This window comes from Bradyrhizobium rifense, assembly GCF_008123425.1.
Lineage (GTDB): Bacteria > Pseudomonadota > Alphaproteobacteria > Rhizobiales > Xanthobacteraceae > Bradyrhizobium > Bradyrhizobium rifense.
Map to the genome: position 1 here is coordinate 239,001 of NZ_VSSS01000032.1, position 14,138 is coordinate 253,138.

Sequence of the window (14,138 nt, forward strand, 5' to 3'; positions counted from 1 at the left end):
GAAGCCGATCGCGCGAGCCAAGGTCCGCACATCGATGCGCTCAGTGAGAAGTGTGGGCCAATTCATACTTAATACTTCAATACCGTGACCTATATTGTTTGGGCGACACAAGACGCCTAGTATTCCGGCAGGCAATTTCGGGGGCTCGAATTAGCCGTGAATGTACGTTCGCAGGGCAGCGCATCGCGCGGCGACCTGAATCTTCAGGTCGGGTCAAACGCACACAGGACATCCAACATCGTGGCTGATTCCGCACTTCAGGAATTGCGTCCTATTGGGCGCGAGCGATTGATCGTGGTCGAAGACGATCCGGTGACCCGGACGATGCTGGTCGGTTATTTCAGCGAGAACAATTTCGACGTGGTCGGCGCCGGCACCTGCGTGGAATGTCGCCAGGCGCTGCGCGCGCGCACCGACCTCGTCTTCCTCGACGTGCAGTTGCCCGACGGCGACGGCTTCGAGCTCGCCAAGGAGATCCAGGCGACCAGCAATGCGGGCATTATCTTCGTGACCCGCCGCGATACCGACGTCGATCGCATCCTCGGTCTCGAGATCGCCGGCGATCATTACGTCACCAAGCCGATCAATCTGCGCGAGCTGCTGGCGCGTGCGCGCAGCGTGCTGCGGCGGCGCTCGATCGACCGCAAGGCGGCGCGCAACCACAATTCGATCGCCTTCGGCGACTGGATCATCGACCTGACGCGGCGCGAGCTGCTCGGCAGCGACGGCAAGCCGGTGGCGCTGACGCGCGCCGAGTTCGATCTGCTCGCCGCGCTCGTCGGTGCGGACGGACGGCCGCTCAGCCGCGACTATCTGATCGAGGTCGTCAGCAACCGCCAGGCCGAGGTCGACATCCGCACGGTCGATGCGCTGGTGGCGCGGCTGCGCCGCAAGCTCGTCGGCAGCGGCACGCCCGTCATCGCGACCGTCACCGGTGTCGGCTACAAGCTCGCGCTCAGCGAGCGGCTCTAGCCTCATCAGCTCTGCGCAAGGCGAAGTTCCGCACGCAGCCATACGCATCGGCGTACGGGTTGTTCTCAACTATTCTTGAAATGTAAGGTAGCTCACACGCCTCGCTCCGCCATCGGATCATCGTTCGCGCCGTCGCTGCTGGTCGCGTCCCGCGTCCAGATCGATCCACCGATGTGCAGGAGGCAACATGAGCCACGATACAAGCAGGGAAGAGATCGTCCGCAAGTTCCTGGGGTCGAAGGTGTTCGACTTCAATGCCTTCGGGAAGTTCGTCGCCGAGAACGGCGCCAGCATTGCGAGTGCCAGCGAAAGCGAGTTCGGCTTCGTCGTCGGCAACCGCTTCATCCGCTACTGCATCCCGCCGGTGCTGGAAGTGGAGCAGGCGGGCAACCCTGCCGCTATCCGCACCGAGGTCACCGGTCGCTGACACTGCCCTGAGTAGCGCTCCGGCGCGGCCACGATCTCGCTTTGGTCCATCAGCTCCCTCCCTCTCCATCTCGTGAGGCGCCTATGCCAAATCCACAGGATCGGACCGCCGCGCCGGGTTGCGACCGCATTGCGGCTACCGCCGCGATCGCCGCGGAGGCCGGTCAAGATCTCCGACGACGGCTGCACCTCGCCTTGCGCATCGCCGAGCGGACGCTCCAGTTTCTCGGCAAGGACGGGTTCGACGGTGCAGAGGTTCCGGATGGAAATTTTGCCGCGGAAAAGCCGCTCGCCGAGACTGCGATGCTGCTCTATGTGGCCGCGCGCCACGCGCCCGATGCGGGCACGGAGGCGCTGCTGCGAGATCTCGTGCCCTATGCGCGTTCGCAACAGATGCGCTGGGACGTCGTACGCTATCCGTCGGTCTGCCTCCAGCTTGCGACGCCACACATCCTGCTGAGTGCGCTCGGCCATCCCGACCCGGACTTCGACGACCTGCTGGCGCGAAGCTGGTCGGCGTCCGCGCGGGCCGGGCACGAAGCGGTGCCGTACCGCGAGCTCGAGCTGCTCTGGCTGCATTCGCTGTGGCGCAACGAGGAGCCGGGCCTTGCATGCGAGCAGATCGCGCGCAAGACGGCGCTCGGAAACCCGATCGATCTGTTGAACGGCACACGCGATGACGCCTACGCGCACACCCATGCCGCGATGTATGCCACTAATTTCGGGGACTGGCAGGTGAGGTTGCCGCGGCCGCGCGACGAAGTTCTCGACGAGGCGGGGTCCGTGCTCGCCCGCGCGCTCGTCATCGAGGACTATGACCTCGCGGCTGAGGCGCTGATGGCGTGGCCGCTATTGTCGTCGAGCTGGAGTCCGGGCGCTGCCTTCGGCTTTCGCGTCGTCGCCTCGCTGGAGGACAAGGTTGGATTTCTTCCCGCCGGCCGCTCGGCGTCGAGCCAGATCCAGCGGCTGAACGGGCACGATAAAACCAGATGTGCGCTCGCGACATCCTATCACACGGCTTACGTCATGGGCATGTTGTGCGCGGTGTCGCTCAAGGACGGCATGGCGTCGCCCTTCGAGATCGCCGGCGTCACGTACCCGATGGACCTCGTCGAGATGTTGCATGCCCTGATACCGAGGACGGGCGCGCATTGGGAGGACGTCTTCCAATTGCTGGACCCGTGCGAGCAGACGGCGCTCGCGCCGTTTCTGCTCGACGTCGCACTGATGCGCTCGAGCCGGAGCGGCGACGCCGCACGGATGATGCATCTGCTGCAAACGGCCGTCACCCACGGCATGGCGAACACCACGCTGTGCAGCCAGGCCGCCGAGTATCTCTCGAGACTGGGCGCGCTGGCGAGGTGACCGCGCGCGGGCTTATCGAGGACCGCTCAGCTGGTCGTCGACCGCGTAGAGCGTGCAGGCCGGCGACCATTTCATGCAGGCTGCTAGCGAATCGCGCTCCGCATCGTCCACGGTGGTACGCCCCGAGCGCCAGCCGTAACCGCCATTGGGCGACACCGCAAAAGCCTTGTGCGGCGTGGTGCTGGCGAGATAGCGCGCGAACTCGGCTTTCGCCGCGTCACTGAAATGGCCCAGTGGCGGTAGCGGATCGGGCGGGCTGAGAATGTCGTGGGCGAGCCCGCGCTCGCGCAGGAACGCGTCGAGATAGGGCGTCCATTGCAGGCGGCCCGCCACGGAATAGAGATAGTGACCGTCGTCGCCGTAAGGCGGTGCCGAGACGAATTTCGCGTTGCCGCCGCCGGCGCGAAAACCTGCATAGAGGCGGCGCGCCAGATCAGGGCCGAAGTACAGATCGTTGGTCGCGTAGACCCACAGCATCGGTATCCGCGAGGTCTTGCCGAAGCTGGCGAAGGCCTGCACCAGCCCCTCCTCGTTGCAGACGTCCTCGTCCTCGTCGCGCGAGCCGCGGCCGCCGGCGAAGCTGATCGCGGCGACGAGACCGGCCGGAGGCTGTGCGGTCAGCGCGACGGTGGCGAGCCCGCCGGCAGAATGGCCGGCCGCGATCATGCCCGTCGTGGTGACGTCGGCCCGGTGCGCCATCGCGTCGATCGCCGCGCGCAAATCCGCGACCGCAACGGCGGCCGCCGGCAGATAGGCGGCGTTGGCGCAGCCGCCGACGCTGTCGACGCGCCCGCCGGGCGAGGTGCCGTAGCCGCGCCGCATCACGATCAGGGCGGCGAAACCGCGGCGCGCATATTCCAGTGCGATGCCGTAATATCCGTGCGCATTCATCGTCGCGCGATCGGCAAAGCTGCGCGGCGTGCCGTGGCTGAGCAGCGCGAGCGGATAGCGCTTGGTCCCGGCCGGACGGACCAGGAACGCCTCCAGCCCCTGCGGCCCGGCCTCCGCCATCGGGATGCGCAGGTCCTCGGTGTAGAACTGGCCTGCGCGCGCCGGCGTAAAGGCCATGGCAAGTGAGCCGATCAGCAAAACCAAGAGCCTGTGAAACAGCGCCATGAGCCGACTCGAAAAGATTGGTCAAAAGAAGACCATAGCACGATCTCAGGAACAGCTCGCCCATCGCGCGTGTTGTGGTTTGGCGCTAGCCCAGCCGATGCTATGGTGTGGCGCAATCTCTACGACAGGACGAGGATATTTCAGTGGCTGATGTTCATCCCGCGGCGGGCAAGCTGGCTTCGCCGGACACGCTCGCCAACATTCCGCGGCTCGTGACGGCCTATTTCGCCAACAAACCAGATGCGGCGGACCCGGCGCAGCGGGTGGCGTTCGGCACATCCGGCCATCGCGGCACCTCGTTCAAGAACTCGTTCAACGAGGGCCACATCCTCGCGACCACGCAGGCCATCTGCGACTACAGACAGGAAAAGGCGCTGACCGGTCCGCTTTTCATCGGCATCGACACCCATGCGCTGGCCGAGCCGGCGCTCGCCAGTGCGGTGGAGGTGTTCGCGGCCAACGGCGTCGAGGTGATGATCGACAAGGACGGCGGTTACACGCCGACGCCTGTCATCTCGCACGCGATCCTCACCTACAACAAGGGCCGCACGTCGGGTCTGGCCGACGGCGTCGTCGTCACGCCCTCGCACAATCCCCCCGAAGACGGCGGCTACAAATACAATCCGCCGCATGGCGGCCCGGCTGACACCGACGTCACGGGCGTCGTCGAGAAGCGCGCCAACGCCTATCTCGCCGACGGGCTGAAGGGCGTGAAGCGCATCGATTATGCCAGGGCGCTGAAGTCGTCGAACGTTCACGCCTACGATTACATCACGCCTTACGTCGCCGACCTCGGCAATGTCGTCGATCTCGAGCTGGTCAAATCCGCCGGCATCAATATTGGCATCGACCCGCTCGGTGGCGCCGCCGTGCATTACTGGCATCCGATCATCGAGCGCTACGGCCTCAAGGCTACCGTTGTGAACGAGGCGATCGACCCGACCTTCCGTTTCATGACCGTGGACTGGGACGGCAAGATCCGCATGGACTGCTCCTCGCCATACGCCATGGCGAGCCTGATCGCGATGCGCGATCGTTTCGATGTTGCCTTTGCCAACGACACCGACGCCGATCGCCATGGCATCGTGACGCGCACCGGTGGCCTGATGAATCCGAACCATTATCTGGCGACCGCGATCTCCTATCTGTTCGCGCATCGGCCGAACTGGGGCAAGGACGCAGCGATCGGCAAGACCGTGGTGTCGAGCTCGATCATCGATCGCGTCGCCAAGAAACTCGGCCGCAAGCTGGTCGAGACGCCGGTCGGCTTCAAATGGTTTGTCGACGGGCTCGTCACGGGCAGCTTCGGCTTCGGCGGCGAGGAGAGTGCAGGGGCCTCGTTCCTGCGCCGCGACGGCCAGGTGTGGACCACCGACAAGGACGGCATCATCCTCGGCCTGCTCGCCGCCGAGATCATGGCCAAGACCGGCCGCGATCCGAGCCAACTGTTCAATGATCTCACGGCCGAGCTCGGCGTGCCGCACTATGCGCGTATCGACGTCGCCGCCACGACGCCGCAGAAGAACATCCTGAAATCCGTCACGCCCGAGCAACTCGGCCTGAAGGATCTCGCCGGCGATCCGGTTCGCTCGACGCTGAGCAAGGCGCCCGGCAACGGCCAGCCTTTCGGCGGCATCAAGGTCGAAACCGATTTCGGCTGGTTCGCAGCAAGGCCGTCGGGCACCGAGGACGTCTACAAGATCTACGCCGAGAGTTTCCGCAGCACCGAGCACCTGAAGCGGATTCAGCAGGAAGCGCAGGCGGGGCTGGCGAAGGTGTTCGGGGCGTAAGGCGAGCAACGCTCTAGCCACAGCGAAGGTGCGCTCCCTCTCCCGCTTGCGGGGGAGGGCCGGGGTGGGGATGTCTCCGCGTCGGGATTTTCCGAAGTTTCCGGAAACAGTCTTTACGCGGAGAGAGCCCCCACCCGGCGCTCCGCTCCCCCGCAAGCGGGAGAGGTGACTGAGATCCACAACGGCGATCTCATCATCTGAAAATTGTATACACGAAGTAGTATTAAGGTATTATAGTACGCCAATTTTGGCCTTGAGCGATTCTGCCTTTCCTATATTGTATACATAACGCATACATAAGTCTTGGGAGATCGCCGGTGACAAAACCCTTCCCCATGAACGCCTGGTACGCCGCCGCCTGGGACGCCGACGTCAAGCCGGCGCTGTTGCCGCGGACGATCTGCGGCAAGCACATCGTGATGTACCGCAAGGCCGACGGTTCGGTGGCAGCTCTTGAGGATGCCTGCTGGCATCGCCTGGTGCCGCTCTCGAAGGGCCGGCTCGAAGGCGATACCGTCGTCTGCGGCTATCACGGCCTGAAATACAATGCGCAGGGCCGCTGCACCTTCATGCCCTCGCAGGAGACCATCAATCCGTCGGCCTGCGTGCGCGCCTATCCCGTGGTCGAACGCCATCGCTACATCTGGCTCTGGATGGGCGATCCCGCGCTGGCCGATCCCGCGCTGGTGCCCGACATGCACTGGAATCACGATCCGGCCTGGGCCGGCGACGGCAAGACCATCCGCGTCAATTGCGACTACCGCCTCGTGCTCGACAATCTCATGGACCTCACCCACGAGACCTTTGTGCACGGCTCCTCCATCGGCAACGATGCGGTTGCGGAAGCGCCGTTCGACGTCACCCATGGCGAGAAGACGGTGACGGTGACGCGCTGGATGCGCGGCATCGAGGCGCCGCCGTTCTGGGCCAAGCAACTCGGCAAGCCCGGCCTGGTCGATCGCTGGCAGATCATCCGCTTCGAGGCGCCCTGCACCATCGCCATCGACGTCGGCGTGGCGCCGACCGGTACCGGCGCGCCCGAAGGCGACCGCTCGCAGGGCGTCAACGGCTTCGTGCTCAACACCATCACGCCTGAGACCGACAAGACCTGCCACTATTTCTGGGCGTTCGTGCGCAACTATCAGATCGGGGAGCAGCGCATCACCACCGAGATCCGCGACGGCGTCTCCGGCATTTTTCACGAGGACGAACTGATCCTCGAAGCGCAGCAGCGCGCGATGGACGAGAATCCGGATCGCATCTTCTACAATCTCAACATCGACGCGGGCGCGATGTGGATGCGCAAGCTGATCGACAGGATGGTGGCGAAGGAAAACGCGCCGCAGCATCTTCAGGCCGCGGAGTAATCCAAGTGAAAGCAGCGCCCGAGCGTGAGGTCGACCGCTCCGTCTCGCAGACCGTGAAGGCGCAGCTCGCGTTGCGCGACCAGATCCTGTCGGGCGCGTTACGCCCGGGCGAGCGCATCTCCGAGCTTCAGGCGGTGGAGACCACCGGCGCCTCGCGCACGCCGGTGCGCATGGCGCTGGTGCGGCTGGAGGAGGAGGGCCTGCTGGAGGCGATCCCCTCCGGCGGCTTCATGGTGAAGGCGTTTTCCGAGCGCGACATCTCCGATTCCATCGAGCTGCGCGGCACGCTGGAAGGCCTCGCCGCGCGCTTTGCTGCCGAGCGCGGCGTCTCGGCGCGCGAGCTCGAGCCGCTGAAAGAGTGTCTTGCCGCGATCGACGAGCTGCTGCGGCAGGTCCCGATCTCGATCGAATCCTTCTCGTCCTATGTCGCGCTGAACGCGCGCTTCCACGCGCTGCTCACCGAATTGTCGCGCAGCCCGCCGCTGGTCCGGCAGATCGACCGTGCCTCGGCGCTGCCGTTCGCCTCGCCCAGCGGTTTTGTGATGGCGCAATCGGCACTGCCCGAGGCGCAGCAGATTCTGATCATCGGGCAGGAGCACCACCGCGTCGTGATCGACGCCATCGAGAACCGCGAGGGCGCACGCGCCGAAGCCGTGATGCGCGAGCACGCGCGGCTCGCCGTGCGAAACCTGCGACTGGCGTTGCGCAACCGCACCCATCTCGATCTCTTGCCGGCGCTCGCGCTGATCAAGACCGCAACCGATTGAGGGCACCATGCGCTTCGTCGAAACCTGGATTCCGGCCACGCTCGTCTCGACCCGCGATCTTTCGCCCGGCATCCGCGAATTCCTGATTCGGCCCGACCAGTTCGATGGCGCCGCCTATCCGGTCGGCAGCCACATCAATGTCAGCGTGACCATCGACGGCTTGCCGGAGACGCGCGCCTACTCGCTGGTCGGCGAGGCTTCGTCAGCTGGCTTCAGAATCGCGGTGCGCCGCGCCGAGGATTCCCGAGGCGGCTCGCGCTACATGTGGCAGCTCGCGCCGGGCGCGCGGCTCGACATCACGCGGCCGGCCTCGCTCGTCGCGGTCGACTGGACGCGTGAAAACTATTGCCTGATCGCCGGCGGCATTGGCATCACCCCGATCCTCGGCGCCGCGCAGGCGCTGGCGCGGCGCGGCGCCGATATGAAGCTGCACTACGCCGTGCGCGGGCGCGCTGACGCCGCCTATCTCGATGATCTCTCCGGCCTGCTCGGTGACCGCCTGGCCGTCCATGCCAGCGATGAAGGCAAACGGCTAGATCTCGACAGTCTGTTCGCTTCATTGCCGAAGGGCACGCTGACGCTGTTCTGTGGCCCGATGCGGATGCTCGATGCCGCCCGCCATGCCTGGATCGGCGCCGGCCATCCGCTTCCCGATCTCCGCTACGAGACCTTCGGCTCCAGCGGCACGCTGCCAACCGAGACGTTCCGCGTGCGCCTGAAGGGCTCCGATGTCGAGCTGGAAATTCCACGCGAGCGCTCGATGCTGGATGTCCTCAACGCCAGCGGACACGAGGTGATGTACGACTGCAAGCGCGGCGAATGCGGCCTCTGCGCCATCGACGTCGTCGCGGTCGACGGCGAGATCGACCACCGCGACGTCTTCTTCAGCGATCACCAGAAGCAAAGTAACGAAAAGATCTGCGCCTGCGTCTCGCGTGCGCGGGGGACCATCACGGTGGACACGCTGCTGCGAGCGGATGCGATTTGAGGCGGCCTACGCCGCAAAAATCGCCCGCAGTTTCTTCGAGTTGAGCAGCGCCTGCACGGCATCGGCCGATACCGGCCGGCCGATCAGATAGCCCTGCACTTCGTCGCAAGCGATCTGCCTGAGATATTCCAGCTGGTCGGCGGTCTCGACGCCTTCGGCGACCACGTCGATGTTGAGGTCGCGCGCCAGCGAGATCACCGATTTCACGATCGCGGCGCAGTCCGGCTGCACCAGCATGTCGCGGATGAAGGATTGGTCGATCTTGATGCGGCTGAACGGCAGCTTGCGCAGATAAGTCAGCGACGAGAAGCCGGTGCCGAAATCATCCAGCGCCACCGTGGCACCTAACTCCAGCAGCGCATTCAGGATCGATGCCGCCGAGCCATATTTCGACAGCAGCATCGATTCCGTGATCTCGATCTCGAGCCGGTGCGGGGCGACCTTGGCGTCGGCCAGCGCCTGCACGATGGTCTGGAGAATGCTCGCGTTGTGAAACTGCGCCACCGAGAAATTCACGGCGACCCTGATGTCCTCCGGCCAGTCGGACAGCGTCGCGCAGGCGCGCCTGATCACCCATTCGCCGATCTCGTGGATCAGGCCGGTCTCTTCGGCGATCGGGATGAACTCGCTCGGCGGCACCAGTCCGCGCGAGGGATGCTGCCAACGCAGCAGCGCCTCGAAGCCGGTGATGCGGTTGGTGCCGAGATCGAGGAACGGCTGGAACACCAGAAACAGCTCGTCGCGCGCAATGGCGCCTGCGAGATCCACCTGCAACGCCTTGCGGTCGCGCGAGGCCTTGTCGTCGACTTCCTCGAAGAAGCAGATCGTGCCGGGTCCGGCCTTCTTGGCGCGATAGAGCGCGGCATCCGCATTCTTCATGATGTCGAGCGGCGTGTTACCGTCGCGCGGCGCCAGCACGATGCCGACGCTGGTGGCGCCAACGATCTCGCAGTTCTCGATCAGGAACGGCTCAGAGAAGGCCGCGACGAAGCGCTCGGCGATCTCGAGCGCATCTTCGGGGCGTGCCAGATTGGCCATTACCAGCGCGAACTCGTCGCCGCCGATGCGGGCGACGTGCTCGGCCGCGCGGGTGCAGCGCTGCAGCCGGCTTGCGACCTGGACCAGAACTTCGTCGCCGGCGGGATGGCCGAAGCGGTCGTTGACCTCCTTGAAGTGATCGAGGTCGAGCAGCAGCACGGCGAATTCTTCGCCGGACAAAGCGACGCGCTTCAACGCGCCATCGAGCGTCTCGTTGAAGGCGACGCGGTTGGGCAAATGGGTGAGGGGATCCTGCCGGACGATGCGCTCGGCTTCGATCTGCCGGATCACGCGCCGCGCGAAGGCAAAGGAATTGACGAACACGGCGCGCAGCAACACGGTCCCGTAGACCAACACCAGCACGGCCACCAGCACATAGGCGGGATCGCCGTCCCGGCCGAGGCAGATCGCGATGCCGATGAAGATCGGCGTCGTGAACGCGATCGCCGCGATCGGGATGGTGGCGAAGGCCAGCGCGCCGCCGGCCAGCATGCCGGAGCAGAGGCACGTGATGACGAGCTGGCCGCCGGTGGAGGCGTTGGCGAAGAACGCGACCGGCACGATGCCCCAGGCGGCGCCGAGCATGAAGGCGTTGCGCACCAGCCGGTGCATGGCGCGGCGCGAGACGAATTGCGGCTTTGTGATCCGGCGCGACAGATGCGATTGCAGGCCGAAGGCGATCGCAGCACCCGCGACGACCACGGCCCAGGCCAGCGCAAACGTCCAGTCGGGCGAGTGCCGCAGCGCGACCGCGAGCACGGCGGCGTTGCAGGCATTGGCGAGCATGATGCCGACCGAATAACCGAGCACCAGCGACATCTGTTCGGCGCGGATATGTCCGGCGACGGCTTCGTCGGTTGAGGGACCGCCAAAGGCCGACAGATCGCCGGCAAACAACCGCACGACATAGTTGGTCAGGTGAGTCCGCATTCCAGCGCCTGCAGCAGCATGGGCCGTTTGTCCGGCTCGATCGGAAGAATTCGCCGTAAACCTTTGACGAACTATGAATTATCCCCGATTGCCGCAGTTGCCGCGACCACTTCTGCGTGTTCCATCGCGAGTATCGATAACAAATCGATACAAATACGGCGCGTCGGGTTACGGCTGTAACGGTGGCGCATGTTCGCCACCATCTCCGCCGTCATGCCCTGCGAAACGCCGCGGCCAATCGGATGACATCAGCGTCCACCAGCCCCTGCTCAGCCAGAAAACGCGCGAGCGCATCGGTCTGCTCAGAGCCGACGAAGGCGCCAATGTACCCGTCGGGACGCACCAGCACCCAATCCCCTGATGACACGGTGTAGGCGCTGCGGAAGTGCTCGCTGTCGTCGATGAGCTCTGCGCCCGGGCCGATGCAATGGATGTGCAGTCCAGCGCGCGCCGGCACGGCGTCACGTTTCACCTGGTAGCCGAGCAGCGTCCAGTGCGTCCCCCTAAGCAACTTGAACAGGCGGATGGGCTGCCCGGCGGCACCGCGGAGCGGCGCATCCGGCGCACGATCTCCTGCGAATAGACCTGCCGTGCGCCCCGGCTTTTCCAGCGCCAGCGGTGATCCGGGATAGCCGATGTCGAGTTGCTGCACCTCGCGGCCGCGTCTGATGTCGCCGCGTTTGGCGGCGTCCAGAAGATTTGTGGAAAGTCCGAGCATGCCGGCAGCGACCGGGCGGCGTTCTGCCTCATAGCTGTTGAGCAGAGTTGCCGACGCACCGCCGATCACGGCTGCGAGTTTCCAGCCGAGATTGTAGGCATCCTGCACGCTGGTATTGAGGCCTTGTCCACCGGTCGGCGGATGAATGTGAGCCGCATCGCCAATCAGGAATGCGCGGCCGTCCTTGTAACGATCGGCCAGCCGTGCGTTCATCTGATAGGCCGATGCCCAAAGCACGGAGTGAATGCGGATGTCGTCGCGCCCGCTGCGCTCGGCGATCATCGTCGAAAGCCCTTCGGCCGACAGGTCGACCTCGCCTTCGAGCGGGACCGGCGCCTGCAACTGGAAGAGCGCCGTTCCGGCCAGCGGACACAGCGCCATCTGGCGGTCCATCGCGCCGTCGTTGAAGCGGTGCCACGCCGTGCGGTCGAGCCCGGTCAGGACAACATCGGCCACCACGGCGCGCACGCCGAGGGTCTTGCCCGGAAAGCCGATATCGAGTGCGTGACGCACGAAGCTGCGCCCGCCGTCGGCACCGACGAGGTAACGCACCGATATCGCTTCCTCGCCGGCCTCGCCTGAAAGACGCGCCGTCACGCCGTCCTGGTCCTGCTCCAGGGCGACCAGTTCGCAGTCGAACTCCACCCTCTGGCCGAGTTCGAGCAGTCGCTCGCGCATCACGCCCTCGGTCAGGAATTGCGGGATCATCAGCGGCGTGTGGTAGGGCTCGGCGGGCGTCGGACTGATGTGCTCCACGACCTCGGACTCGATGAAGCTGCCGTCGCTACGATATTCGCGCTGCGGCGGGTAGGGACCGCCGGCCGCAACGATGCGGTCGAGGATGCCGAGATCCTCGAAAATCTCCTGGGTTCGCGGCTGGATTCCCTTGCCGCGAGACCCGTGGAACGGACCCTCTCTCTTCTCGACCAGCCGAAAGGAGACGCCCCGCCGGGCGAGATCGATGGCGAGCGTCAGGCCGGCCGCACCCGCGCCGCAGATCAGCACATCCGCCGTGAATTGCTTTGTCATGGGACCCTCAATATGTGTAATATGCACACATTAAGGTGAGGGTCGTCGGGATGTCAAGAAGGGTGCAAAATACACATATTAAAAAACAGGTGCGCTCGCTTCACGAGGCGTTGATCGACATCATCGGCGTCATCAACCGCCGGCAGGGCGACGAGATGATGATCCGCGAGGCGGGGATATCGCTCGATCGCGCGCTGTTTCCGCTGCTCGTCGGCATCGAGCGGCGTGGTCCGATCGGAGTCGTCGACCTCGCCGATCGCATGGGGCGGGACTACACCACAGTCAGCCGGCAGGTCGCGAAACTGGAAAGCCTGGGCCTCGTCAGGCGCCATGCCAGCGAAGCGGACCGCCGCGTCAGCGAAGCCACCGTCACCCCGAGTGGACAAGCGATGACGGACGCGGTCGACAGGGCGCGCGAACGAATTGTCGGGGGAATGTTTGCGACCTGGGACGATCGGGAGATCGAGGATCTCGTGCGCTTGATGCGCAAGCTCGCCGACGCGATGACCGCGCCGGGCGAGCCCGGTTGAAATCGATCACGAGCGCGCGGCTTGTCAGCGTCTGAGCTGCTTCGGATCGTATTGAAACCGCTCCTCGATCAGCTGATCGCCGCGCCACGCCTATCCGTTCGCGGACGGCGCCTGATCACCGATCGCCTCCAGCCGCGCGTGACGCCGCAGCACCTGGGGCGGCTGCCCGAAAGCTCTCAAGAAGGCGCGGCGCATGTGGTCGCGGTCGCTGAAGCCGGTCTGGCGCGCGACCACGTCGATCGAATGCCGGCTCTGCTCCATGAGATTGCGCGCGGCCTCGACTCTCAGATTCTCGATTGCCTTGGCTGGCGACTGACCGGTCTCGGCGTGAAACGCCCGGCTGAACTGCCGCGGGCTGAGATGGGCCGCATCGGCGAGCTCGGGGACGGTCAGAGGCTTGTGCAGATTGTCCCGCGCGTAGGCGAGCGCGGTTTGAATGCGATCCGTTTTGGGAGACAGCTCGAGCAGAGCAGAGAACTGCGACTGCCCGCCGCCGCGGCGGTGATAGACAACCAGCTTGCGGGCAACGGACTTTGCGAGGTCGGGACCCAGGTCGTTTTCGATCAGCGCGAGGCCAAGGTCGATGCCGGCCGTCATCCCCGCCGACGTCCAGATCGGGCCGTCATTGATGAAGATGCGGTCTTCATCCACCTTCACCTCTGGATATTGCCGCTGCATATCCCGCGCATGCATCCAGTGCGTCGTGGCCCGCCGTCCGTCCAAGAGACCGGCTTCCGCGAGCACGAATGCTCCGGTGCAGACCGCGGCGATACGACGGTGCCGTTTGGGTGCGTCTCTCGTGAATGCGGTCAATCCAGGTGACGGCGGGACGAGGGTCGTCGCACCGCCGATCACCAGCGTGTCGAACGGCTTGTCGGTGAAGGCCTCGCTGTCGAGCATCATGCCGGACGAGGTTTTGACCTTGCCCCCACGTTCCGACACGAAGTGGAGGTCGTAGGGCGGCTCGTCCGCCAGCATGTTGGCGACCTCGAACGCCGTGACGACGGCCAGCGCCATCACGGAATAGCCGGGGTACACAACGAACGCGATATCGCGCATGACCGATCCTCGATGTCCTAAATCGCCGTATATATGACATTTG

The 14,138-nt window shown here is 65.0% G+C and carries 12 protein-coding genes; 8 read left to right on the forward strand and 4 right to left on the reverse strand.

The window, feature by feature from the left end; translation table 11 throughout:
* Positions 1-156: 156 nt before the first annotated feature.
* The 3 genes from FXB40_RS22100 to FXB40_RS22110 all read left to right on the forward strand — a co-directional run bounded on the left by FXB40_RS22100 (position 157) and on the right by FXB40_RS22110 (position 2,763).
* A complete protein-coding gene (locus FXB40_RS22100) occupies positions 157-972 on the forward strand; it encodes a response regulator transcription factor (protein WP_148774278.1) in 816 nt (271 codons plus the stop codon).
* 187 nt (positions 973-1,159) lie between these two features.
* A complete protein-coding gene (locus tag FXB40_RS22105) occupies positions 1,160-1,399 on the forward strand; it encodes a hypothetical protein (RefSeq protein ID WP_148774280.1) in 240 nt (79 codons plus the stop codon).
* Between the two features lie 83 nt (positions 1,400-1,482).
* Positions 1,483-2,763 (forward strand): DUF6895 family protein, encoded by a 1,281-nt coding sequence (locus tag FXB40_RS22110; protein WP_148774282.1) that lies wholly within the window; start codon positions 1,483-1,485, stop codon positions 2,761-2,763.
* 12 nt (positions 2,764-2,775) lie between these two features.
* Here the strand turns inward: FXB40_RS22110 and FXB40_RS22115 are convergent, their stop codons facing one another.
* Entirely contained in the window at positions 2,776-3,879 is a 1,104-nt protein-coding gene (locus FXB40_RS22115; protein ID WP_148774284.1) for an alpha/beta hydrolase family protein, read from the reverse strand.
* A 143-nt stretch (positions 3,880-4,022) separates the two neighbouring features.
* Here FXB40_RS22115 and pgm point away from each other — a divergent pair, with 143 nt between their 5' ends.
* The 4 genes from pgm to FXB40_RS22135 all read left to right on the forward strand — a co-directional run bounded on the left by pgm (position 4,023) and on the right by FXB40_RS22135 (position 8,791).
* On the forward strand, positions 4,023-5,669 hold the full coding sequence (gene pgm, locus FXB40_RS22120) for a phosphoglucomutase (alpha-D-glucose-1,6-bisphosphate-dependent) (RefSeq protein ID WP_148774286.1): 1,647 nt from the start codon (positions 4,023-4,025) through the stop codon (positions 5,667-5,669).
* Positions 5,670-5,986: 317 nt separating this feature from the next.
* The gene (locus FXB40_RS22125) at positions 5,987-7,036 is read left to right on the forward strand and encodes an aromatic ring-hydroxylating dioxygenase subunit alpha (protein ID WP_187437058.1); all 1,050 of its coding nucleotides are present in this window, start codon (positions 5,987-5,989) and stop codon (positions 7,034-7,036) included.
* 5 nt (positions 7,037-7,041) lie between these two features.
* Positions 7,042-7,803, forward strand: a complete 762-nt coding sequence (locus tag FXB40_RS22130; protein WP_148774287.1) for a GntR family transcriptional regulator — start codon at positions 7,042-7,044, stop codon at positions 7,801-7,803.
* Between the two features lie 7 nt (positions 7,804-7,810).
* The gene (locus FXB40_RS22135; RefSeq protein ID WP_148774289.1) at positions 7,811-8,791 is read left to right on the forward strand and encodes a PDR/VanB family oxidoreductase; all 981 of its coding nucleotides are present in this window, start codon (positions 7,811-7,813) and stop codon (positions 8,789-8,791) included.
* Positions 8,792-8,797: 6 nt separating this feature from the next.
* Here the strand turns inward: FXB40_RS22135 and FXB40_RS22140 are convergent, their stop codons facing one another.
* Positions 8,798-10,759: a putative bifunctional diguanylate cyclase/phosphodiesterase gene (locus tag FXB40_RS22140; RefSeq protein ID WP_148774290.1), complete on the reverse strand. Its 1,962-nt coding sequence runs from the start codon at positions 10,757-10,759 to the stop codon at positions 8,798-8,800.
* 211 nt (positions 10,760-10,970) lie between these two features.
* The gene (locus FXB40_RS22145) at positions 10,971-12,506 is read right to left on the reverse strand and encodes an FAD-dependent oxidoreductase (RefSeq protein ID WP_148774292.1); all 1,536 of its coding nucleotides are present in this window, start codon (positions 12,504-12,506) and stop codon (positions 10,971-10,973) included.
* Between the two features lie 50 nt (positions 12,507-12,556).
* Between FXB40_RS22145 and FXB40_RS22150 the strand changes: the two genes are divergently transcribed.
* Positions 12,557-13,036, forward strand: coding sequence for a MarR family winged helix-turn-helix transcriptional regulator (locus tag FXB40_RS22150; protein WP_148774293.1), 480 nt, complete (start codon positions 12,557-12,559; stop codon positions 13,034-13,036).
* Positions 13,037-13,126: 90 nt separating this feature from the next.
* On the opposite strand, the gene FXB40_RS22155 is transcribed toward FXB40_RS22150, so the two are convergent.
* Positions 13,127-14,095: a GlxA family transcriptional regulator gene (locus tag FXB40_RS22155; RefSeq protein ID WP_148774295.1), complete on the reverse strand. Its 969-nt coding sequence runs from the start codon at positions 14,093-14,095 to the stop codon at positions 13,127-13,129.
* Positions 14,096-14,138 lie beyond the last annotated feature (43 nt).

What these genes read in the sequence shown, in the direction of transcription:
- FXB40_RS22105 (WP_148774280.1), top strand. Translation starts at nt 1,160, where the DNA reads ATGAGCCACGATACAAGCAGGGAAGAGATCGTCCGCAAGTTCCTGGGG.
- FXB40_RS22115 (WP_148774284.1), bottom strand. Translation starts at nt 3,879, where the DNA reads ATGGCGCTGTTTCACAGGCTCTTGGTTTTGCTGATCGGCTCACTTGCC.
- FXB40_RS22135 (WP_148774289.1), top strand. Translation starts at nt 7,811, where the DNA reads ATGCGCTTCGTCGAAACCTGGATTCCGGCCACGCTCGTCTCGACCCGC.
- FXB40_RS22140 (WP_148774290.1), bottom strand. Translation starts at nt 10,759, where the DNA reads ATGCGGACTCACCTGACCAACTATGTCGTGCGGTTGTTTGCCGGCGAT.
- FXB40_RS22150 (WP_148774293.1), top strand. Translation starts at nt 12,557, where the DNA reads ATGTCAAGAAGGGTGCAAAATACACATATTAAAAAACAGGTGCGCTCG.
- FXB40_RS22145 (WP_148774292.1), bottom strand. Translation starts at nt 12,506, where the DNA reads ATGACAAAGCAATTCACGGCGGATGTGCTGATCTGCGGCGCGGGTGCG.
- FXB40_RS22110 (WP_148774282.1), top strand. Translation starts at nt 1,483, where the DNA reads ATGCCAAATCCACAGGATCGGACCGCCGCGCCGGGTTGCGACCGCATT.
- FXB40_RS22155 (WP_148774295.1), bottom strand. Translation starts at nt 14,095, where the DNA reads ATGCGCGATATCGCGTTCGTTGTGTACCCCGGCTATTCCGTGATGGCG.